Origin of the sequence: Bradyrhizobium sp., from assembly GCF_004799405.1 — a bacterium.
Lineage (GTDB): Bacteria > Pseudomonadota > Alphaproteobacteria > Rhizobiales > Xanthobacteraceae > Bradyrhizobium.
Genome location: NZ_SSMW01000049.1, coordinates 1 through 22,318, shown reverse-complemented (window position 1 = coordinate 22,318; position 22,318 = coordinate 1). Strand labels below are relative to the sequence as shown.

Genomic DNA, 22,318 nt, shown 5'->3' with positions numbered 1-22,318 from the left:
GGCATCAGGCCGCTCAGGAAACCGGCTAAAGCACCACGCCCTCGTGCTCCAGCAGCCAACGTTTCCGCTCAAGTCCGCCGCCATATTTAACCAACGAGCCGTTGGCCCCGATCAAGCGATGACAGGGCACCACCACGCTGATCGGATTTGAGCCGTTGGCATGCCCAACCGCGCGCATCGCTTTTGGCGCATGTAGTTTCGCCGCCAGCGCGCCATAGCTCATGGTCGTCCCGGCCGGAATCTTCGCCAGCGCGGTCCACACCCTGTGCTGGAATGGCGTGCCAGCGACACGCCATCGGATTGTGCGGAGGCAGTCGAGATCGCCTTTGAAATATCCTTTCAGCGCTGCCTTGATAGCAGCAGGGGCACGCGTGTCTTTCAAACTCACCGCGCCATACTGCAGCCGCAGCAGATCCCTCATGCGCGGCTCATGGTCCTCCCAATCCAGCGCGCGGAGGACGCCATCGCCATCGGTCACCAGCAATGCAGTTCCGATCGGTGTTCGCAGCCGGTCAAGGCCGAACGATGAAGGCTGCTTCGCGCGCATGGATTTGCCTTTGGACATTGTCATTTGGCGAAAGGGGGTGAGCCGTCACACTTTTCACCGCGAGCGTGCTAGCGTCCACCCGAAATCCGGCAACCGGCTTTGGGGAGCGCAACATGATCTGGATCGCCAATCTGCTGGTAGCGCTGGTCGCGGCAATGCACGTTTATTTCCTGATTCTGGAGATGTTCCTGTGGACCAAACCATTGGGACTTAAGACCTTTCGGAATTCGCCCGAGAAGGCCAGCGATTCCGCCGTGCTGGCCGCTAACCAGGGCCTTTACAACGGCTTTCTCGCCGCAGGACTGGTCTGGGGACTGCTCCAGAGCGCCCCTGGTTTCGCGTTCCAGATCAAGGTGTTCTTTTTGCTCTGCGTCGTGGTGGCCGGCATCTACGGCGCTGCGACCGTCAGCCGCAGGATTCTGGTGGTTCAGGCCATGCCCGCCGCAATTGCCCTGATTCTACTCTGGCTGGGGTGAGACCGTTCACCTTTCCATCCACGCTGCCTTGCAATGCCGTATCCGCTCATCCAGTATCGCGCCAGCGATGGCGTCTACCCGGGGTCTCGCCAAGGCCACCGGAAAAGATCATCGGCCCAATCACCCACAGAGGAAGCACAGACATGAGGAACGGCATTTTTCATCTGGTTACCGGTACCGCGGTTGCCATCGCGCTATCGGCGACATCGGCCTACGCGCAGAAAAAATACGACACCGGTGCGACCGACACCGAGATCAAGCTCGGCCAGACCAATCCGTTCAGCGGACCGGCTTCCGCCTATGCCACCATCGGCAAGACGCAGGCTGCCTATATGAAGATGATCAACGACAAGGGCGGCGTGAACGGCCGCAAGATCAATCTGATTCAGTATGATGACGCCTACTCGCCGCCCAAGGCGGTCGAGCAGGTGCGCAAGCTCGTCGAAAGCGACGAAGTGCTGCTCACCTTCCAGCTGCTCGGCACGCCGTCGAACGCGGCCGTGCAGAAATATCTCAACCAGAAGAAGGTCCCGCAACTGTTCGCCGCCACCGGCGCGTCGAAGTTCACCGACCCGAAGAATTTCCCGTGGACGATGGGCTTCAACCCCAACTATTTCGTCGAAGGGCGAATCTACGGCCAGTACATCATCAAGGAATATCCGAATGCCAAGGTCGGAATCCTCTATCAGAACGATGATCTCGGCAAAGACTATCTGAACGGCATCAAGGCCGGCCTTGGCGACAAGGCGGCCAAGATGGTGGTAGCGGAAGCTTCCTACGAAGTCACCGATCCCACCATCGATTCGCAGGTTCTCAAGATCAAGGACTCAGGCGCCGATCTGTTCTTTAGCGCCACGACACCCAAGCAGGCGGCGCAAGCGATCAAGAAGATCGCCGAACTCGACTGGCATCCTGTGCAAATCCTCGACATCAACGCCACCTCGGTCGACGCCGTGATGAAGCCTGCCGGCCTTGAAGCTTCCAAGGGCGTGATCAGCGTCAACTACGGCAAGGATCCACTCGATCCGACCTGGAAGGACGACGCCGGCATGAAGCGATATTTCGAATTCATGGCGAAGTACTATCCCGACGGCAACAAGGATTCGAGCTTCAACGCCTATGGCTACTCGACCTCGCAGCTGATGATCTACGTACTCGAGAAGTGCGGCGACGATCTGACCCGCGAGAACATCATGAAGCAGGCCACCAGCCTGAAGAACGTCGAGCTCGACCTGGCACTGCCCGGAATCCGTGCCAACACCACCCCGGACGACTACCGCGTCAACAAGCAGTTGCAGATGATGAAGTTCAACGGCGAGCGTTGGGAATTGTTCGGCCCGATCCTTGAGGACAAGGGCGCGGCGGGCTAGGAAAGCTGCACCGCGAAAGCTAATCTTGCTCTAGTAGCAAATTCGTCATGGCCGGGACAAAGCCCGGCCGTGACCGCGTCCGGGCTAACGATCGGGTTAAGCCATCTGAAACCCTTTTGTTATCAGCCGTTGTGCGTCGGCCAAAGCATCAGCCTTAATTGTCGCTTAACTGCCCCTTAAACCCCGTTCGCTAATCTGCCGCATTCGGGCGGCGTGAGCGTTTGGGTATGGCGTGGGGACGGAAAAAGGGCGGCGGACGCCGCGAGCCGCAATTCGGGCTCGCCGCATCGCTGGCTGAATTGCGTCTGAGTCCGCAGGATCGCGTCCCGGCCGCCGACGAGCGGCCAAAGAAGTCACCTTCCAGGCGCAAAACCGACGACGGCGACGACGATGCGCCGCGCGAGCGAAAACCGCGGGTAAATCGGGCGAGCGGCAAGCGCAAATCCAGGGCGCGCTCGCGCGCAGGTCTGTATCGCCTGTTCTATTGGGGCGCCGTGCTCGGCCTCTGGGCTGCCATCGCGCTGGTTGGCGTCGTCGCCTGGGTGGGCGCGCACCTGCCGGCGATCCAGGCGCTTGAAATCCCGAAACGGCCGCCGACGATCCAGATCGCCGGCGTCGACGGCAGCGTGCTGGCGACGCGTGGCGAAATGGCCGGCGCCAATGTCTCCCTGAAAGACCTGCCGCCTTATCTGCCTAACGCCTTCATCGCGATCGAAGACCGCCGGTTCTATTCGCATCACGGCATCGATCCCCTGGGCATCGCGCGCGCCGCGGTGGCCAATATCCTGCATCGCGGCGTTTCACAGGGCGGCTCGACGCTGACCCAGCAGCTCGCCAAGAACCTGTTTCTGACCCAGGAACGTACGCTGCAACGCAAATTGCAGGAAGTCGAACTCGCGCTGTGGCTGGAGCGCAAGCATTCCAAAGCCGAGATTCTGGAGCTCTACCTCAACCGGGTTTATTTCGGCTCAGGCGCCTACGGCGTCGAGGCGGCGGCGCAACGCTATTTCGGCAAGTCCGCCAGGAATGTCACGATCGCCGAGGCCGCGATGCTCGCAGGGCTGGTGAAATCGCCGACCCGGCTGGCACCGAACCGCAATCCGGAGGGCGCCGAGAAACGCGCGCAAACCGTGCTGGCGGCGATGGCGGACGCCAAATTCATCACCGAGGCGCAGGCTCAAGCCTCGATCGGGCATCCCTCCTACAACGTCAAGGCGGTCGGCGCCGGCACCATCAACTATGTGGCGGACTGGATCGGCGAAGTGCTGGATGATCTCGTCGGCCCGATCGATCAGAACATTGTGGTCGAAACCTCGATCGATCCGAAATTGCAGAGCATTGCTGAAACCACGGTGATCGACGAACTAGCGGCCAAAAGCGTGAAGTTCAATGTTAGCCAGGGCGCGCTGGTGGCGATGACGCCCGATGGCGCGGTGCGGGCCATGGTCGGCGGGCGCAACTATGCCGAAAGCCAGTTCAATCGTGCGGTGACGGCCAAGCGCCAGCCGGGGTCGGCGTTCAAGCCCTTCGTGTATCTCACTGCTATCGAAGCCGGTCTCACCCCGGAGACGATCCGGCAGGATGCGCCGCTCGACGTCAAGGGCTGGAAGCCCGAGAACTACGGCCATGAATATTTCGGCGCGGTGACGCTGACGCAAGCGCTGGCGATGTCGCTCAACACCGTCGCAGTGCGGCTCGGCCTCGAAGTTGGCGCCAAGAACGTGATACGGACCGCGCACCGGCTCGGTATTTCGTCGAAGCTGGAAGCCAACGCCTCGATCGCACTCGGCACCTCGGAAGTCACCCTGACCGAACTGGTCGGCGCCTATGCCCCGTTCGCCAATGGCGGCCAGGGTGTCGCCCCGCATGTCGTGACCAGGATCCGCACCGCCGACGGCAAGGTGTTGTATGAGCGGCCTGCCGACCAGCTTGGCCAGGTGATCGATCCGCGCAATGTCGCGGCCATGAACACCATGATGCAGGAGACCTTGCTCAGCGGCACCGCGCGCAAGGCGGAGATTCCGGGCTGGATGGCCGCCGGCAAGACCGGCACCAGCCAGGATTTCCGCGATGCCTGGTTCATCGGCTACACCGCCAATCTCGTGACCGGAGTCTGGCTCGGCAATGACGACAATTCGCCGACCAGGAAGGCCACCGGCGGCGGCCTGCCGGTGGAGGTCTGGACCCGCTTTATGAAGGCCGCCCATCAGGGCGTCCCGGTCGTGGCATTGCCGGGCTCGCAAGGCGGCGGCCTGTTCTCGAACTTCGCGCAAGCTACTTCGCAAATCAGCGCGCCCACAGGCGCTCCGTTACCTGCCGGCGGGGCTGTGCGACCGGCGCCGACGCGCGCGTCGGTACGCCCCGAGGCGGCGAGTGGCCTGGACGGCTGGCTGATGGATCGGCTGTTCGGACGATAACCAGCGCGACGGCTTGGCGATGACTGCCAACGAGATCGTGGCAGTTCGCGGTTACGCCGGGCTGACAACCCGATGGCGACCGCTTTCCGCTAGTCCCTGATACCGTAGCGATGCAGGTCGTTGCCGTGGGTATCGAGCCAGCTCTTGGCGCGCTCGACATGACCGCAGGTTTTGGCGACGACCCGCCAGAACCGCGCCGAATGATTCATCTCGACCAGATGCGCGACCTCGTGGGCGGCGAGATAATCCAGCACATAGGGCGGCGCCAGAATCAGCCGCCACGAGAACGACAGGGAGCCCGCGGAGGTGCAGGAGCCCCACCGGCTCGACTGATCGCGGATCGAGAGCCGCTTCACTCTGACGCCCAGCGCCGCCGCGCAGGTTTGCACGGCGTCTTGCAGATCCGCGCGCACCTCACGCTTGAGATAATCGTGGATCCGCCGTTCGATATGCTCGACTCCTCCGGCCACGCAGAGAATCCGTTCGCCGCTATCGCGCATTTCGGTCCACACCGTGCCGCGCACGCCGGGGCGATGCACGATTCGATGCGAGACGCCGCGCAACGGCACGACTGTGCCGGGATGAAACGGCGCCGCCTTCGGCAGCCGGCCGAGACGCGCGGCGATCCAGCCGCCATGACGCTGCGCAAAGTCCCTGGCCTCGGCGAGCGTGCCGCGCGGCGGCATGGTCAGGATCGCTTCGCGGTCGCTTAGATGAATGCGCAAGGTGTAGCGCCGCGCCCGCCGATGTCGGCGCAGCCGAACCGAATAGATTTGCGAGCCGTGCTTGACCAGAAGTCTGGAAGGCTCGGCAGGCCGCCGGTAAAGAAGGGCGCGAGTGGCCATATCTGCAAGTCCGGGGATCAGGAGTTCGCCCGGATTCTGCCATATCCGCCGCCAGTGAAATCGCTCGGCGCAAAAACAAATCATTTGCCCAATATACAGGGGGTCGCCGCCCATCCACCCCTACAGGAAGGGGTTAGACCGGAAAATTTCGGCTCAACAGGCCTGTCAGACGCGCATTCAAGGATTGAGGTTGGACTCATTCCTTGGCGAGACTCTTAAAACGGGTTTCTTTGGGCCAATTCAGGAGGTTACTGACCCCACCGAATCACACCAACGCGTTTCACCGCGCAAAACCGCGCGTTATTCCGCCGCCGCAGCCAAAGAAGGCTTCGCGCTGGCCGCAGACATCATGAAATCGGAGATCCGTGGCACGATTTCCGACTTGAAACGGGAGCCGTTGAACACGCCGTAGTGTCCGACACCTTTTTGAACGTAATGCACGCGACGATCCCGAGGGATCGAACTGCACAGCGCGTGCGTCGCCTCAGTCTGCCCGAGGCCGGAAATGTCGTCGTTCTCGCCTTCCACCGTCATCAGCGCCACGCGCGAGATCTTCGACGGGTCGACCGGCTTGCCGCGATGGGTCATCTCGCCCTTGGGCAGCGCGTGCCTGACGAACACGGTGTCGACCGTCTGCAGATAATACTCGGCCGTCAGATCCATCACCGCGAGATATTCGTCGTAAAAATCGCGATGCTTGTCGACCAGGTCGCCGTCGCCCTTCACCAGATCCTTGAACAGGTTCTTGTGCGCGTCCATGTGGCGATCGAGATTCATGGTGATGAATCCGTTGAGCTGCAGGAAGCCCGGATAGACGTCGCGCATCACCCCGGGATGCGGAAACGGCACCTTGGTGATGACGTTGCTGCGAAACCACTCGATGCCGCGCTCGGCGGCGAGGTTGTTGACGGCGGTCGGATTGCGGCGGGTATCGATCGGGCCGCCCATCAGCGTCATCGAGATCGGAACGAAGGGATCGCGTTCGGCTTCCATGATGGATACCGCCGCCACCACCGGCACCGAAGGCTGACACACCGCAATGATGTGCATGTTGCCGCCGAGCACATGCAGCATCTCGATGACGTAATCGACATAGTCCTCGAGATCGAAGCGACCCTCGGTCACCGGAACCATCCGCGCGTCCGACCAATCGGTAATGTAGACTTCATGCGTCGGCAGGAAAGCTTCGACCGTGCCGCGCAACAGCGTCGCGTAGTGACCGGACATCGGCGCCACGATCAGCACCCGCGGCTGGGGACTGCGCAATGGCCGCGTCAGCCTGCGCTCGAAATACAGCAAGCGGCAGAACGGCTTTTCCCACACGGTGCGGATTTCGATCGGCGTGCGCACGCCGCTGACTTCGGTATCCTGAATACCCCAGTCCGGCTTGCCATAGCGCCGCGTGGTGCGCTCGAACACTTCGCAGCCGGCGGCGATCGATTTGCCGAGTTCGGTATACGACCACGGATTGAGCGGATTTTGAAACAGGATTTTGGCCGCATCGGTGACCGCGCGCGCCGGATTGAGCGACGCCTGCGCCATCTCGTAAATCCAGTACATCGGCGTGGTCAGCGCTGGACTGCCTTCGGCCACCAGTGGCGGCGCCTGGCCAAATTCACCAATCGGCATGTGCTCTCTCAAACCCCTGTTTTGCGCCGCAGCATAGTGACCGCTGGGCAATAAAGCGTCAATGCGCAGTTGAAGCGATGTGCACGGTTAATAGCCGCAAAAACCGTGAAATGCCTTGAAAACTGCAGCTATTCGCCGCCTCCGATCAACGAACCGTGCCGCCGCGCGCTGCGCAAAAGCGCAAGGAATATCGCGAATGACGCAATAAACAGCACGGCATTGATGGCCAGCGCCGACACCATCAGGTCGGTCCGAAACACGTGGTCGATCAACAGCGCGCGCATGCCCTCGAACACATAGGTGGGCGGCAGCGTCCACGCAACGTACTGCAGCCAGTGCGGCAGCACCGTCACCGGATAGTAGATGCAGGCCAGCGGCATCAGGCCGAACATCAGCGTCCAGACGATGCTTTCCGCACCGAGCCCGTTGCGCAGCACCAGCCCCGACACGAAAATGCCAACCGACCAGCTGGTGAAAATCAGGTTGCAGAAGAAGGCGATCAGCGGCAACCCGATGCTGTACAGGTTGAAGTGAAAGAAGGCGATCGCCAACAGCGTCATCGGAATCACGCCGATCGCAAGCCGGATCAGGCTCATGATCATCAGCGAGATCAGGAACTCGATCGGCTTTAACGGGCTCATCATCAGGTTGCCGAGATTGCGCGCCCACATCTCCTCGAGAAACGAGATCGAGAAGCCGAGCTGCCCGCGAAACAGGATGTCCCACAGGATCACGGCGCCGACCAGGGTGCCGCCGGCGCGGGCGAAAAAGCCGGCATTCTGCGAGATGTAGCTCTGCAGGAACCCCCAGGTGACGATCTGCAGCGCGGGCCAGTACAGCAATTCCAGCAGCCGCGGCCATGACGAGATCAGGAGGTACCAGTAGCGCAGGATCATCGCGCCGATGCGGTGAGGCGCGATGCCACCGGCCATCACGAGGTTGCTCACGACGCACCTTCCTGGACGCGGCCGCGCGCGACGTCGAGAAACACTTCCTCCAGCGTCGCCCGGTTGTAGCGGGCCATGATCTTGTCCGGGCTGTCATCGTCCTCGATGCGGCCGCGTTTCATGATGATGACGCGGTCGCACAACCGTTCCACCTCGAGCATGTTATGCGACGCCAAAAGGATGGTCGCGCCATGCGTCCTGCGATAGGTCTCAAGATGCTGCCTGATCCAGTCGGCGGTATCGGGATCGAGCGATGCGGTGGGTTCGTCCAGCAGCAAAAGCTCGGGCTGGTTGATCAGCGCCTTCGCCAGCGCCACGCGGGTCTTCTGCCCGGCGGAGAGCTTGCCGTTGGCGCGATCGAGGAAGTCGCCGAGGTCGAGATCGGCGACGAGTTGTTCGATGCGCGCGCGCAGATCCGCCACCGCATAGAGCCGGCCGAAGATCGAGAGATTCTGCCGCACCGTGAGCCGCATCGGCATGTCGACATAGGGACTTTCGAAATTCATCCGGCCCAGCACCTCGGCACTTTGCTCGGGCATCGGATAACCCAGCACATGGATGCGCCCCGAGGTCGGAAGCACCAGCCCCATGATCATGGCAATCGTCGTGGTCTTGCCGGCGCCGTTGCCGCCGAGCAAGCCGGTAATGCTGCCGCGCGCAATGCCAAACGAGACATCGTCGACCGCGCGGGTGGTCTTGTACAGCTTGACGAGGTGCGCGACCTCGATCGCCGGACCGGCCGCAGGCAGGCTTGTCAGACCTGGCGATATCAGGCCTGGCGATATCGGATCGTTCATCATCATGCGGGCCGTTCATTGGGCCATCGCGGCCACAAGCGCAAGGCTTAGAACCGCAAGCGGACTGGCGAATTTGTGGTCGGGGCGTTGCGCCGCTAAGCTCCCGCCATGACCGAAATTGCCGTTCCCGATTTTCGCCATCCGCGCCGCTATGTCCGCCTGGATACGATTTTGCGGCTGCGCTGGCTGGCGGTGCTCGGCCAGCTCGCCGCCATTTTTATCGTGGTGCAGGGACTCGAGTTCGATGTACCGATCGTTCCCTGCGTGACCATTATCAGCCTGTCGGCGCTGCTCAATCTGGTGCTGCAAATCGCCTTCAACCCGATGCAGCGGCTGGAACCGGCCTATGCCGCGGCGTTGCTGGCCTTGAACATTGCGGAACTTGCGGGCCTTTTGTTCTTCACCGGCGGCCTGGAAAATCCGTTTTCGTTTCTGTTTTTGGCCCCCGTCCTGATCTCCGCCACCGCGTTGCCGATCCGGCTGACGATCGCGCTCGGCATGCTGGCGGTCGCCTGCGCCTCGGTGCTGGTTTTCTTCCACCTGCCGCTGCCGTGGGATGGCGATGAGCCGCTGGAACTGCCGACGATCTATTTGTTCGGCGTCTGGCTCTCGATCGCGGTCGCGATCGGCGTCACCAGCCTGTACGCATTCCAGGTCACCGAGGAATCCCGCAAACTCTCCGACGCGCTGGCGGCCACCGAACTGGTGCTGGCCCGCGAACAACACCTGACGCAACTCGACGGCCTTGCCGCCGCCGCCGCCCATGAACTCGGCACCCCGCTCTCGACCATCTTCCTGATTTCGCGCGAACTGGAGCAGGCCGCGCCGGACAACAGCGAGTTCGCCGGCGATCTCAAAACCCTGCGCGAACAGGCGCAGCGCTGCCGCGACATCCTGGCCAAGATCACCCAACTGTCTTCCACCGGCGCCCCGTTCGACCGCATGCCATTGTCCACGCTGATCGAGGAAACGGTGGCGCCGCATCGCGACTTCGGCGTCACCATCAAGGTGAGGATCGCGGTCGCCGGCACCCGCGAGCCGGTCGGCACCCGCAATCCGGCGATACTCTATGGTGTCGGCAACATCCTGGAAAACGCCGTCGATTTCGCGCGGTCCATGGTGGAGGTAAACGCATGGTGGAACACCGAAACGGTCGAGATCGTGATCTCCGATGACGGGCCGGGGATCGCACCCGACATACTGAAGCGGATCGGCGAACCCTATCTGTCGCGGCGGCGCAACGCGGACGAGACCCAAGGGTTGAATCAAGGGTTAAATCAGGGAGCAAATCAGGGCGAGCACACCGGCCTCGGTCTCGGGGTGTTTATCGCCCGCACGCTGCTGGAGCGCACCGGCGCCAAGGTCTCCTTCACCAACCGGATATTTCCCGACCATGGCGCCGTGGTTCAGATCGCGTGGCCGCGAAGCCGTTTCGAAGCAGGCGAAATCGCCGCGGAACCAGCACCCTAGAACCCTCCGGATCGCCGGGGTCGACTATAGGCGGCCTTGGCAGCACCGCATTGCCACGCCATATGTTGATCGTTCAACATCGGGATATCTTGCCTTGACCGCCATCGCCGAACTGACCGGCCACGCCGACCGCTCCCTCCTGATCGTGGAGGACGACAAGCCGTTCCTGGAGCGCCTGTCGCGCGCCATGGAAACCCGCGGCTTCACGGTAACCTCCTGCGACAGCGTCTCCGATGGTTTGGCGCAGATCGGAAAGGCCGCACCCGCTTTCGCGGTGGTGGATTTGCGGCTCGGCGACGGCAACGGCCTTGACGTGGTGTCGGCCTTGAAACGCAAGCGGCCGGAAGCGCGCGCCATCGTGCTGACCGGATACGGCAACATCGCCACCGCCGTGACCGCGGTGAAGATGGGGGCGGTCGACTATCTGTCGAAACCGGCCGATGCCGACGACGTGGTCGCGGCACTGCTGGCGAGCGGCAACGAGAAGTCCGAACTGCCGCACAATCCGATGTCGGCGGACCGCGTGCGCTGGGAACACATCCAGCGCATCTACGAGATGTGCAACCGCAACGTCTCCGAAACCGCGCGGCGGCTCAACATGCATCGCCGCACCCTGCAGCGCATTCTGGCCAAGCGCGCCCCGCGGTAATTTTTTCGACGCGTCCTATTCAAAATTTCAAACAGCCGAATCGTCTTTGCTTTACCCTCCCCTGGAGGGGGGGGGGTATAGTGATATAGAGAATCTAGGCCAGTTTTGACCAGATTTTTTCTTGCTACGAATCCTGCGCCCAATGCCTACCGAACCATTCGAGGTTTCGGATAGCAGCCGGCATGTTGTTTCCGTAAACATCTTTGTATTCAACCGTTACAGTCAAGCGCGACAGAGCCCTTCGTACCATTTCTCTTGCTGCAACAAATTCCCCGTTGTCTTCATCGCCTTCCAGCAAAATAAGGCTAATGTGGTCCGCTGCTGGAATAGTCCTATCAGAAATATTCCCAACAAAAGTGCTCCAGTGGTATTCGCCGGGCAATTTCGGCATCAAATCGATTATGGCGGCTTCTTGCTTAACGCCTCCTTCTCCTGCGACAACGACTCTTTTGATTAGCATCGGGCCAATACCGTAGTTCCAAATGCGTACAAAGATTTGGTTCTCGTAATCTCCGACGCTGATATGACCGATCGGCAAGACACTCTTACGATTGTGTTTCCGTTGCATCATCATATTGATAGCTGCAATGGTAAAGGAAACTGCAGACGCAAGGACCGCGAAGATTGCCGTCCAGCTCGTTATGAGATCCTTGTTGGCCAACATCCACTGAATAACCCGATCCATGTTGGTGTGCTCCAGTGTATAGGAAGTATTGCTCGTGGAGCGCTTTGCATAAAAGCAAACACTAGCGCCGATACATCTAAGTCGGACGCTCCGCGAAGCACTTGTCGGACACTATTGAATGTACCCGATCAAATAGTTCAGCGACTGCATCAGTCGCGACTGCTTGATTGGGAAATGCGTACGAGTTTGGTAACGGAACGTATAGTCTTCGTGGAGGGGCGAAAGGGTCCGGATCACGTTTTTTGTCTGATCGGTGAGCGTGAGCCCCAACGCCTCAGCCTCGTCCATCGCTTCGACCAGCTTATGTCCGAGCTTCTTCCGGCATTGTTCGACAGTCCACCCGTTCGCCAAAAGTGCGGCTTTCAGAAGCAGCTCGATCGCGTGCGAGCGCATGAAGTTGGTCGGACCGACTAGCCATATGCTGTTCTCGTCGACCCGGAGATTTTCCGCAGCGATCATGTAGTCGCCAGCATCCTTTTTGAAAATGACCGCCATATCTTTGTCGGAGAGGCCAGTGCTCACACCTAATCCTCCATGAACAAACGTATCAGTACCTTAACCTCCTGTTCGGTCCGGCACTTCTTTTCCTGCACGTCACAGTTCAGCGGACCAAAACTGCCGACAGCTTCGCTGCCGTCCGGTCGTGTGGCTTAACGTTTTGCTGCTTTGCGCAACTTCTCTTTGACTTGTTTGACGCTTTGGTGCGGCTCGGTCCAGTGAATAACTGCATGGCAATTTGGGCAAACTGGCCGTAGGTCGCGAATGGGATCTACGGATGACCGACGTCCAATCTTCGATATTGGGTTTAGATGATGAACATGGATTAGTCCCGATATTTCTGGGCCATATTGATCGACTAATGATAAGCCGCAGACAAAGCAATTAGTGCCGTAGTATTCAATGCAGCGCATTCGTGCGGCTGGATTGCGCTCATAGCGATTAGCAAGTACTTGAATTACCCTTCCTTCTTCGAAATCATTAACCGTGAGATGCTTTTTTTGCAAAAATCTAGGTTCGGAAATCTTTTCGATGTACCCCGGCTGAGGTAGCCGCCTGCCGAGCGTCTTCGAGAGAAACTCGACTAGCTCCTGTGAGTGATCTTTGATCGTTGACGTATGCCTGCGGCTGAGTGCTGCGACGCGGATCGCTTCTTCGTGTGCGTTACTTAATCTCGGATACAGTCGTGCCACGTTTTGTGTATCGAAATTGCAAGTGTCGCAGTCCGGCGCATTTGTATACGGCTCTTTAGAGAAAGTAATAGTCGGGTCAGGCTTCAAGTTTCTCACGCGATGACCATTTTTAATTAGCTCATGAAACCAGCCCTTGCCAATCTGCAATACCTCCACGAATCCAACCTTGAGCATTATAGATCGATCATTAATCCGGACCCCCCACTTCGTTGGGTCTGCTTGGTTTGCTATATCTATCGAATGACCCAGTGCCTGAAGTACTGCATTGGCCTGTCTGTGAGGCACGAGCCTCGAAAACCGGAGGCTTACATCCCGCAATATTGCTGAGGACGCATTCAATCGGACTTTCTGGCCGAGTTTTGCTTTTTTAGATGCAACAAGGGATTCGAGCGAGCGAATTACGTCTCGATCACCTAGCCGATTTAGCCCGTTGCGAAACGATTGTTGCTGCTTCAGAAGAGCTTTGAACCAGCTCAAACCGGTGACGTCGATGGGTTGATTGTTTGGTCCGACTTCAAAATATACAAGTCGAGCCTTGGCGTTTCCTCTGGCCTTGCGGATCTTTGTGATTTTTCCCGCCGCCACTAGGCAATATTTCTTTGGTGAACCAATTCCCTCGAAAGCCCAAATGTGTTGCCCAAGCAGTGTCTCATTCTTGAATGATTTTGCAGTCCAGAATGTATGTTTCTTATCAGCTTTGCCCTTGGACGTGCGGTACCGACCAAATTTATCGCTGTTGTGATATGCAACAAAGTGTTTGACGTCCTCAGCGATCATCTAACTTTCATCCTTACGCAGACACAGGCGAGTCCTGGATTGTCAATCCGTGATGGAATCGCTCAGCTGCATACTGATGGCATGAATTGCATCAGCAAGGTTATTTGGGTCGCCGGCCTCGCGATGAGCGATCGCGGTCTCCTGGACTATATGAACAAACTCATTCGCGTCCAATACCCCTCTTTTAGACAACTCAATCACCAGAGTGCGAAGGACCGAAAGCATACCAAGCACGAGCCGATCACCAGGAATTTTGCGACCATCCGTCATTGGCGGTATCTCCAATTTGTTGGGGCGATCCCGGCACGTCGCTATGCCGGCTTTGGACGAGCCTGCTGCAGACCGAATTCAGAAAACACGTTCAAAGGCGTGTCAGCGCTAAATATGGGTAGGCCACAAATACAATTTTCGGTCTAGTATCACTTGGTAAGCTCTAAATCCTAAGGCTAGAGGGGGCGGGATGGCTAAGCTTAAGGGGTTTCCCGACGAGACGTTTGCTGCGATGCAGCGCATCCGCGAGACGGCTCTGGTTGATTTTGACAGTTTGTTCTCGCCCGGCCGAAAGCTGTGGACCCTCCAGAACCTTCGGCAATTTCACGCGCTTTTTGTTGAGCGCTTTGATGCTGGCGAAGGGTCCTTTCTAGAAAAGTGGAGAAAGCAGCTCGAGGGCGCAAACGATGAAATTCTTCAGCTGGCAGCGGAACTGCTGTACGTCCAGCAGTTTTTCACGAGTCTAACCGGCCCAGAAAAGAAACTCGAAAACGTGAATGTCGTCCTTGGTTGGTGTGCGAATCCGGCGTCAATTCCTGAGTGGGCAATTCAAGGGGTGAAACATGGAATCGCTGGTGATCAAAGCTTCAACCAACACCGGCCATTTCATTTAGCTTGGCTAAATGAGTACCTTATTCATTGGCAAGAGCTACCAGAGAGCGACCGGAACATGTTGCTCGAGGAGCCGTTGCGTTTTGCCGATGACGTTCGGAGCGTCGAATTCTCTCGCGGAGCCTATCAGCCCATGCAAGAAGCGTGGCTCCATATCATCTTTCCTGAGACATTTGAGAACATTTCTTCCAGAAAAGACAAGCGGCGGATTCGTGACGCTTTTTACGACCGCCTTAAAGGGGGCCCTACCGAGAATATAGACTCGGATCTGTTGGAAATTCGAAGACAACTAGTGAGTCAACAAGGAGATGGCTTTCATTTCTACAGGTCGCCAATTGTCGAACGATGGAAAGAGGCAAATCTTTCAGAGCACGACGTTGAATTAATTCGCCAAAGTCGGTCCCGCGACAAGTACACCGATTTTTCTACTGACGAACGGGCTGCCTACAAGCGCGTCCACGATGCGCTTCGCCGATTCGGTGAGATAGCCGTTGAGGAACTCGGCGGACCACGGGACTACGTACTGAAATTAACTTCAGGATTTCATCCTAATTCAGGAATTCGCGGAGGGAAGCCGAAGGACCTATGGTTTGGCATTTATCGCAAAGAGAATGAGGAACGATTTCTCGGCAATCCTCAGGTGTTCATGATTGTTTCTAGTCGGGGAATTGAGTGGGGCTTTGCGCCTCTAACGCATCCTGATGACTTCTCCAACCAGGACATCAAACGGCGTACACGTGAGATTGCTAGGTTGGTCCTGGAACAGTTGCCCGCGCCCCAGTCGCAAGAAGCCGCGGATCTTGCGGGTCAACTGTCTAAGTCCAGTAAATGGTGTTTTAGAAGCAAACAACGGCTAGATCCAAACCAATCTGAGTTTAAAACTCTCCAGGAATGGCTATCCTTCTTGCGTTCCGACGACGGTATTAAAAATGCCGGAGGCGGAATTTCACGTTACGCGCTCGCTGAGGAGGTCGACGCGACAAATTTTGAAGAAGAGGTTCGGCATATGGCTCAACTGTTCCGACCTCTTATGGAGCGCGTTATTGCAGATGCTCCGCCCACCACTGCCACCAAACTCGGCTCCGAACCCCCGTTAACAGCGACGCCTCTTGCTGCGTTGGGACCCTTTAGTGATCTAATTCATGTGTTTTTGGGCGAACTGGCCAAAGCGCAACTCGGACCCTTCCAGAAGTCTGATCCGCTTTGGAATGCCATGACCGACGTGAAGACCCGTCTCGAGCAGTTCCCTGCAGTTCGGAGTCGCCCTAATTTGCTGGTTAACATCAGTGTTGGCCAAGGCAACTGGGCAACCGTGCCGTGGATCGCGCTCTTAAATACAAAGATTACGAGATCAACCCAAGAAGGGATCTATGTTGTCTTTCTTATTTCAACCGAACTAGATCGCATTTATCTGACCCTAAACCAGGGAACAACAAACCTGGTTCGCGAACTTGGGCAACGAGAAGCGCAGAAGCAAATGCTCGATGTTGCCGTCAAGACACGGACGATTGTTCCTGATCTCGTGGCGACAGGATTTATTCTTGATAACGAGATCAAATTAGGTGGCGGTGGGTGGCTCGCAAAGAATTACGAGATTGGAACAATTGCCCACGTCGAATTCGGGCTAAACGATATTCCGAACGACGAAAAAATGAACGAATTGCTCGAGGCGGTCCTGAATGCCTACGATCGAGCCGTCGATGAGCCGCCGGCGAAGACTCCGGACTCCAGGCACACGCCGACTGACACGCCGCCAGCCATCGAACCATACGGGATGGATGATGCACTTTCTGAGCTTTTTCTTGAGCAGCCGTTTCTGGAGCGCTTACTTGCGATTTGGGCCGGAAAGAAGAACCTGATCCTCCAGGGCGCGCCGGGCGTCGGTAAGAGCTTTGTAGCGAAACGCCTCGCATACCTGCTTCTTGAGCAAAAAGACTCCGGCCGAGTTGAAACTGTTCAGTTTCACCAATCTTACAGTTACGAAGATTTTGTTCAGGGATATCGCCCCGACGGGAAAGGGGGTTTCACGCTTCGTGATGGGGTCTTCCATCGTTTTTGTGAGAAGGCGAGACTATCGCCCAGTCGCAAGCACGTTTTCATCATTGATGAGATCAATCGGGGCAACCTCTCGAAGATCCTCGGCGAACTCATGCTTCTTGTCGAGAGCGACAAGCGGGGTCCAGCCTGGGCCGCCAGCCTGACTTACTCCCAGCCTGACGAGCCCCGGTTCTTTGTCCCCGAAAACGTCCATCTACTTGGCATGATGAACACGGCTGATCGATCGCTGTCGATGGTTGATTACGCGCTTCGGCGGCGGTTTTCGTTTGCCTCGCTTGAGCCAATGTATGGAAGCAATAAATTCAGGAGCTTCCTTATTGACCATGGCGTTCCGGAGACGATGGTCGACATGATTATCACTCGCATGACGGCTCTTAATCAGGCAATCGGCGACGATCGCTCCAACCTTGGGCCAGGCTATCGGATCGGACACAGCTTTTTTGTCCCCCTGGGAGACTTTGATTACGATCCAGGCTGGTATCGACGCGTGATCGAAACAGAAATTATTCCTCTGCTAGAAGAGTATTGGTTCGACGATCCGGATAAGGCTGATAGCTGGCGCCAACAGCTTCTCCAGGGTGTGTCGTGATGATTCCTATTCGGAATCTCTACTACCTGTTCTTGTACGCGTGGGCTCGATTTCCAGGTGGGGCAATAGGAGAAGCCGGGATCGACGAAAGTCCAGATCTCCCAAGCTTATTTGCCAAACTGTTGGTAGCCGGGACTCGCAGACTTTTTAGGCGCGGTCTCGATCGCGGATACAAGACCTTCACCGACGAAATGGTTGGGCCCCGTGGCCGCCTTCGCTTGGACCGCATGATTAAAGAAGCAACACAACTCCGGGGTACGGCAGTCTGCGATTTCGATGAGCTCACCCATGACGTTCTGCATAATCAGATCTTGAAAGCAACACTCAAGAACCTTGCGGACTGCATGGATGTTGAGAAGTCGATTGGGCACGATCTCAGATCGTTGGCCAAGAGTTTTTATGACGTTGAAGACTTGCGTCTATCAGCGAGCCATTTCCGTCGGATCGCCGTTTCACGTAACAATCGCGAGTACATCTTTCTTATGCGACTCTGCGAATTTGTTTTTTGGTCGCTGATGCCAGATGAACATGGAAGTAAAACGCGGTTTCAGCGCGTCCTCGACGACGAAGTACGAATGTCGGCGGTATTTGAGGACTTCCTACGTAGCTTCTTTCAATTGCATCGAAGCGAGTATCGCGTGCGGGCCGAGTCGCCGACTTGGTACGTCAGTGATGCGACCCAAGACGATCTCGCACTGCTGCCGCGCATGGTCACGGATCTGACATTGCGGCACCCAGATCACACGATAATTATAGATGCAAAGTTCTATAAAAATGCTCTGGCCCAGGGCCCCTACGGGGAACGGGTACGGTCTCAGCACCTCTATCAACTAATCACTTATCTTCAGCATGAACGAGCGCGCCAGCCAGGTAGAGGCCTTTCGGGTATGCTGATATATCCAGACGTTGGAAAAACGCTTCGCTTACGTTATCGCCTGCTCGGCATTCCAATTATTGTAGCCACGGTCGACCTTGGTGGAGAGTGGCAGGATATCGAGGCCGAACTACAAGGTCTCTTGAACCTTTGTGCAAGTGCAGCATGCCTATCTGGTGATCGCGAAGCGCCTTCACCTGAGCTTGTTGGTCGAATGTCAGAAAATGCCTGATCGAAATAGTTTTTTTGAGAGCGCCGAGGACAGGCCGTGCCCGCTACGCCTTCGGGCTCTTGAGCCGCACCCCTTCACCCTTCTGATCTGCTTCCAGAAATTCAATCCCAGCCTTTGCAAGCGCCTTTTGGACAGCCAGGACAGTGCTAACCCGGGAGTCAACGCTGCCCTTTTCAAGTCTCACCAAGGCGTTCAACGAGACGATGGCCTTGTCGGCTAGCTGCTGTTGAGACCGGCCTAAAAGGGCCCTCGCGGCCCGAATCTGTCGTGCGGTGATCATTTGGACCACCAAAACCGACTCTCGACCCACCGCCACTATAAGGGTATAAATATACCTTATTAGGTGCATTTTTGCGCGGATGGGGCACCATCATGAAATTGCTCTTTGCCTTGGTTGCGGTCGCAGCCGTGACGTTGCTTGCAGCCTTTGGCACCCTCTCTCCCTGCGGAATGCTCCGAGAGACGGAACGGAAGCTGGACGGCCTCGCGGCGATATTGCCCGACGCAATCGTAGATATAGCTCTAATCGGAAAATATGGATCGCTTAACCCTGGAAAATGCGTTGGTCTGTTATTGAGCGGTCGAAGCGGACCAGCGCCGGCTCAGGTCGCTGCGACTCTACCGCGACAAGTCCAAGCGTCGGTAGCTCAGCCCGTGTCAACACCGCCGAACGATTTTGATGTTGCGCTTCAACGGGCAAATGCAATCATGGGAGAATGCCGCGACAGACGATTGAAAGGCGAGCTAAAAACTCACGTCCAGTCAACACAATGCTCAAATCCTCGCGTCGCGCAGGCTTTCGCGGACGCAAAGTATCGTTACATGGACCTGGTGCAATTCCTCACAACCAAACGCCTGGAAATTGCGAGAAAGATAGATCAGGGGCAAATGACGGAAGAACAGGCGCTTGCCGAGAGTAACTATCTCATGGCCAAAATTACCGGAATTGAGAGATCGCGGGACATTCAAAGGAATTAACCAGACGGAACTGCTTAAATTGACTCATGATTTTGCACCAAAATAAGCTCTCAAAAGGTCCCGTAGCAAGCGCGGTAAAGCACGGTTTCCAGCGACTATTTTAGCAAGGTTCGCGGGATCAACTTGTAGACGTCGAGCAAGCTCGGAAATGCCAATTTTTCGAATTTCCGCCTTTACCAAGCCCATTAATTCCGCATCTTGCTCATTTTCCCGATTTTTCCTCGAATTAATCGCCACAGCAATTCGGGATATTCGCTGCAAAAATGCGGCTGGGCACCCGACTAATTCATTTTCCAGCAATTTCGTCAATTTCGTCCGGGAAATGCCAATTTCAGTTGCGGTGGCCCTAAGTCCTTGGGCACCGACAATTTTGGCCAGGGCATATGATATTGATTTGCGCGTCGGTGGTTTGGCCCCATAGTGGATTTCCTCCTCGGGATCGAAGCCAAAATTCTGCATCTCCTCCCACTTGTTACTTTCCTTGCCGATGTATCGAATTTCCTTCGCGAACACGTGGCGGCGTAGCGTGGTGCCTCGATCGAAGTAATCGCCATTGAGGAATTTATCCTCGGGATGAAGATGATATTGAGCGAGCGCTGCCTGGTAGGTCATTAGCTGTTTAGGCAGAACGGCTAGACCGGTGATCCGATCAAATGCCATTTTCGCGGCTCGCCGGGGATCTTTCTCGAACGGTCCAACCGGCCTTATGGCTACTGACTTGGACTCTGCTTTTTTTCCGTCGCCGGTGCTAGCTACGTCCTCTTCCGCGAACTTGCGAGCGTAAAAGGCACACACAAACCCAAACGGCTTTACCTGGTCCCAATAAGACCGGTCAGAATTGTAATTATCAAACCACTTAAGGTTTTTGGGAGTTGTCGCCGCGTATTGAGTTATTGCAGGCTGCGCTAGCGCTGGGTGGAAATCGAATTTCAGGTCGTGATCTGATTTTCCGTCGATGGCAGCTTTCGCGATCGTCCACCACAAATCGTGCTGCCAAAGTTGGACGCCAATTTTTGACAATTTCACCTGCGGCGTTGGAATTCCTGGCGCGGGATTTCCTGCTGTATAAGGCGCGCGAAGATGACCTAGGCCATGAGCGGAAGCTTTTCGAATCAGTGGATCGCCATTTTTTACATTAAGCAATACATAACGTTTAGCCGAAACAGCCCAAACAAATAGTGGCTTTCTAATCGTCGGATTCTTGAGGCCGTAATTGACGTCCTCGATTTTTAGAATATCGCCGCCGAAATCGTAGGGATTCAGTTCCTTAAACCAACCGACGATCTGATCGACCTTTTCGTAAAACACTTCAACGGGCATGCCCTCAGGTTTGGCGATCGCTATGCTGTCGGTATCGCAGAAGGCCCATTCCAGGCCGGCTTCGGTCACCAGCTTTTCGGCGATGGCCAGCATTAATCTGGCGGCACCGGTTATCGTTGCGGCGAGCAGCGGGTGAAAAAAGCGACCTGGTTGTTCAACCTTGTTTGTCGAGTGGAGGAAGCTTGGGTCGCAGGCGCCCGTCACGCGGACGAATTCGTCTTCAGGCCGATCGTTGACGTTTATTTCAGCAAAAATCCCGAAGCTTGTCGCGTTGGTGGCAATTTTTATGGTATTTTGCGCGATATCTAATTTGTCATATTCAAGGTCAGTCGAATTGTCACGCTGACGCTTTATTTCCTGTCTGAGCTCAATGAGGCTTTTATAGAGATCAATTTTCTGTGGATTTATTATTATGCCATCACCGATTCTGATTTCCTTTAGATCAGGCTGTGCATTTTTCGGACTGAAAATGATTGCCCTGCGAATTGTTACGGGTTTGCCAGTTAGCTGTTGTGAGGCTAGGCAGTCAGCCAATGTAAACCAGAGTTCCCGCTTGCTGGATAAATGGTTGGCACCGATTGTCCCGTCGCCATCCAGACCGTAGGGAGCGCGGACCGGGAAGATATCTTCGTCCGGCTCTACCTGCACCAAGGCCACCAACAGCTTCCAATTTTCCTTTTTCTGGAGGTCCGTCAAAGTCCGGTTCGCCAGCAAACGTCGAATTTGCCGGGTTCAGTCCTTCCATGTCATTCCCTTGGAGATGACAAACTGCCAAAGTCCCATAAGGGTGCATACGGTGGGGTACATCGAGATAAAATCGCAAAGTACCACCTGGCGCAATTCTCGTCGGATCCGGACCTCGGAACGGCCTCCGTAGAATGTTGAAATAATGCTGGCTAACATTTTTTCGGGCATTTTAGGGTTTTGCAATTTGGACCATGCTTGGATCCCCGCTTGATCAAAGTAGGCCTTTCCGATGCTAGCCTCGCTAAAAATTCGAGTTATCGGAGTGTCCAGAGACATCGCATCATAACGCACCCTCAAAGCCTGGTAACATTCCCAGGTGGTCTCGACATCCCGCCTGCCATATTCGAGGTATTCTAACGTCAGGGTCTTCCCGTGTTCCTCGGTTGCCTGCTTCGGAGAGGCGACGGCCAATGATTTGGCAAGTGTCTCTAACGTAAATGACTGGCTGAACAGCGCTGCGGCAAGCGTCCTCACATCCAGAAAGTAGCCCCGCTTGTATGGCACACGCCGTCCGTGCTTGCGCTGGCTTCTGTTGGTGAGAGATTCGTATCCGGCGAATCTCATGAAACATACAAATCGCGAAAGGTGTTTCACTTGGATCGGCGGACACCACGGATATGGAGACAGCTTGACGCTAAAGCCGCCATGCATACTCTTGTCCCGTTTGGTAGTATGAGCTGCCGTGTGGCTGATGGCGAGGCGAGACAAATCGAAGGGCAAATTGAAACCGACGATCGTTCCGAACAACTCATAGCCATATTTGTAAAAGATCTTGTCGATGAACTCATCACAGGCCATCACTGTGAAGTCCGCTGACTTCGCATAACGTTTGATCAGAG

Annotated in this window: 20 protein-coding genes; 8 read left to right on the top strand and 12 right to left on the bottom strand. The window is 56.5% G+C overall.

The features are described from left to right. Positions 1–25 precede the first annotated feature (25 nt). Positions 26–547, bottom strand: coding sequence for a methylated-DNA--[protein]-cysteine S-methyltransferase (locus E7813_RS08475; RefSeq protein ID WP_291572768.1), 522 nt, complete (start codon positions 545–547; stop codon positions 26–28). A gap of 113 nt (positions 548–660) precedes the next feature. Between E7813_RS08475 and E7813_RS08470 the strand changes: the two genes are divergently transcribed. The 3 genes from E7813_RS08470 (at position 661) to E7813_RS08460 (ending at position 4,810) form a co-directional block, all read left to right on the top strand. Further along, positions 661–1,023 carry a DUF1304 domain-containing protein gene (locus E7813_RS08470; protein WP_291572766.1) on the top strand — a complete coding sequence of 121 codons (363 nt, stop codon included), beginning with the start codon at positions 661–663 and terminating at the stop codon, positions 1,021–1,023. A gap of 143 nt (positions 1,024–1,166) precedes the next feature. Next, complete coding sequence (locus E7813_RS08465; protein ID WP_291572764.1) at positions 1,167–2,393, top strand: ABC transporter substrate-binding protein; 1,227 nt, start codon at positions 1,167–1,169, stop codon at positions 2,391–2,393. 227 nt (positions 2,394–2,620) lie between these two features. Then, a complete protein-coding gene (locus E7813_RS08460; RefSeq protein ID WP_291572762.1) occupies positions 2,621–4,810 on the top strand; it encodes a PBP1A family penicillin-binding protein in 2,190 nt (729 codons plus the stop codon). A gap of 89 nt (positions 4,811–4,899) precedes the next feature. On the opposite strand, the gene E7813_RS08455 is transcribed toward E7813_RS08460, so the two are convergent. From E7813_RS08455 to E7813_RS08440, 4 genes are all read right to left on the bottom strand, one after another. Further along, complete coding sequence (locus tag E7813_RS08455; RefSeq protein WP_291572760.1) at positions 4,900–5,739, bottom strand: SprT family zinc-dependent metalloprotease; 840 nt, start codon at positions 5,737–5,739, stop codon at positions 4,900–4,902. Positions 5,740–5,955: 216 nt separating this feature from the next. Further along, entirely contained in the window at positions 5,956–7,284 is a 1,329-nt protein-coding gene (phaZ, locus tag E7813_RS08450) for a polyhydroxyalkanoate depolymerase (RefSeq protein ID WP_291572758.1), read from the bottom strand. A gap of 128 nt (positions 7,285–7,412) precedes the next feature. Beyond that, complete coding sequence (locus E7813_RS08445; protein ID WP_291572757.1) at positions 7,413–8,231, bottom strand: ABC transporter permease; 819 nt, start codon at positions 8,229–8,231, stop codon at positions 7,413–7,415. Further along, on the bottom strand, positions 8,228–9,034 hold the full coding sequence (locus tag E7813_RS08440; protein ID WP_291572755.1) for an ABC transporter ATP-binding protein: 807 nt from the start codon (positions 9,032–9,034) through the stop codon (positions 8,228–8,230). Before E7813_RS08440 ends, E7813_RS08445 begins: the two co-directional genes overlap by 4 nt. A 102-nt stretch (positions 9,035–9,136) precedes the next feature. On the opposite strand from E7813_RS08440, the gene E7813_RS08435 reads away from it, so the two are divergent. Both E7813_RS08435 and E7813_RS08430 read left to right on the top strand, forming a co-directional pair. Continuing rightward, positions 9,137–10,498 (top strand): ActS/PrrB/RegB family redox-sensitive histidine kinase, encoded by a 1,362-nt coding sequence (locus E7813_RS08435; protein ID WP_291572753.1) that lies wholly within the window; start codon positions 9,137–9,139, stop codon positions 10,496–10,498. 94 nt (positions 10,499–10,592) lie between these two features. Then, positions 10,593–11,147, top strand: a complete 555-nt coding sequence (locus E7813_RS08430) for an ActR/PrrA/RegA family redox response regulator transcription factor (RefSeq protein WP_291572751.1) — start codon at positions 10,593–10,595, stop codon at positions 11,145–11,147. Positions 11,148–11,271: 124 nt separating this feature from the next. Here the strand turns inward: E7813_RS08430 and E7813_RS08425 are convergent, their stop codons facing one another. The 4 genes from E7813_RS08425 to E7813_RS08410 form a co-directional block, all read right to left on the bottom strand. Then, positions 11,272–11,832 (bottom strand): hypothetical protein, encoded by a 561-nt coding sequence (locus E7813_RS08425; RefSeq protein ID WP_291572749.1) that lies wholly within the window; start codon positions 11,830–11,832, stop codon positions 11,272–11,274. 111 nt (positions 11,833–11,943) lie between these two features. Beyond that, positions 11,944–12,354, bottom strand: coding sequence for a hypothetical protein (locus E7813_RS08420; protein WP_291572747.1), 411 nt, complete (start codon positions 12,352–12,354; stop codon positions 11,944–11,946). A 128-nt stretch (positions 12,355–12,482) separates the two neighbouring features. After that, positions 12,483–13,799 (bottom strand): hypothetical protein, encoded by a 1,317-nt coding sequence (locus tag E7813_RS08415; RefSeq protein WP_291572745.1) that lies wholly within the window; start codon positions 13,797–13,799, stop codon positions 12,483–12,485. A gap of 42 nt (positions 13,800–13,841) precedes the next feature. After that, the gene (locus E7813_RS08410; RefSeq protein WP_291572743.1) at positions 13,842–14,069 is read right to left on the bottom strand and encodes a hypothetical protein; all 228 of its coding nucleotides are present in this window, start codon (positions 14,067–14,069) and stop codon (positions 13,842–13,844) included. A gap of 190 nt (positions 14,070–14,259) precedes the next feature. Here E7813_RS08410 and E7813_RS08405 point away from each other — a divergent pair, with 190 nt between their 5' ends. Further along, positions 14,260–17,328 (top strand): DUF3578 domain-containing protein, encoded by a 3,069-nt coding sequence (locus tag E7813_RS08405; protein WP_291572741.1) that lies wholly within the window; start codon positions 14,260–14,262, stop codon positions 17,326–17,328. Further along, positions 17,328–18,434: a hypothetical protein gene (locus E7813_RS08400; RefSeq protein ID WP_291572739.1), complete on the top strand. Its 1,107-nt coding sequence runs from the start codon at positions 17,328–17,330 to the stop codon at positions 18,432–18,434. Before E7813_RS08405 ends, E7813_RS08400 begins: the two co-directional genes overlap by 1 nt. 43 nt (positions 18,435–18,477) lie before the next feature. Here E7813_RS08400 and E7813_RS08395 read toward each other — a convergent pair whose 3' ends face one another. Beyond that, on the bottom strand, positions 18,478–18,714 hold the full coding sequence (locus tag E7813_RS08395; RefSeq protein WP_291572737.1) for a helix-turn-helix domain-containing protein: 237 nt from the start codon (positions 18,712–18,714) through the stop codon (positions 18,478–18,480). A 92-nt stretch (positions 18,715–18,806) separates the two neighbouring features. On the opposite strand from E7813_RS08395, the gene E7813_RS08390 reads away from it, so the two are divergent. Beyond that, positions 18,807–19,412, top strand: a complete 606-nt coding sequence (locus tag E7813_RS08390; RefSeq protein ID WP_291572734.1) for a hypothetical protein — start codon at positions 18,807–18,809, stop codon at positions 19,410–19,412. Positions 19,413–19,436: 24 nt separating this feature from the next. On the opposite strand, the gene E7813_RS08385 is transcribed toward E7813_RS08390, so the two are convergent. Next, entirely contained in the window at positions 19,437–21,428 is a 1,992-nt protein-coding gene (locus E7813_RS08385) for a hypothetical protein (protein WP_291572732.1), read from the bottom strand. Between the two features lie 36 nt (positions 21,429–21,464). Beyond that, positions 21,465–22,318 (bottom strand): hypothetical protein (locus E7813_RS08380; RefSeq protein WP_291572731.1); only part of this gene is annotated, 854 nt, incomplete at its 5' end.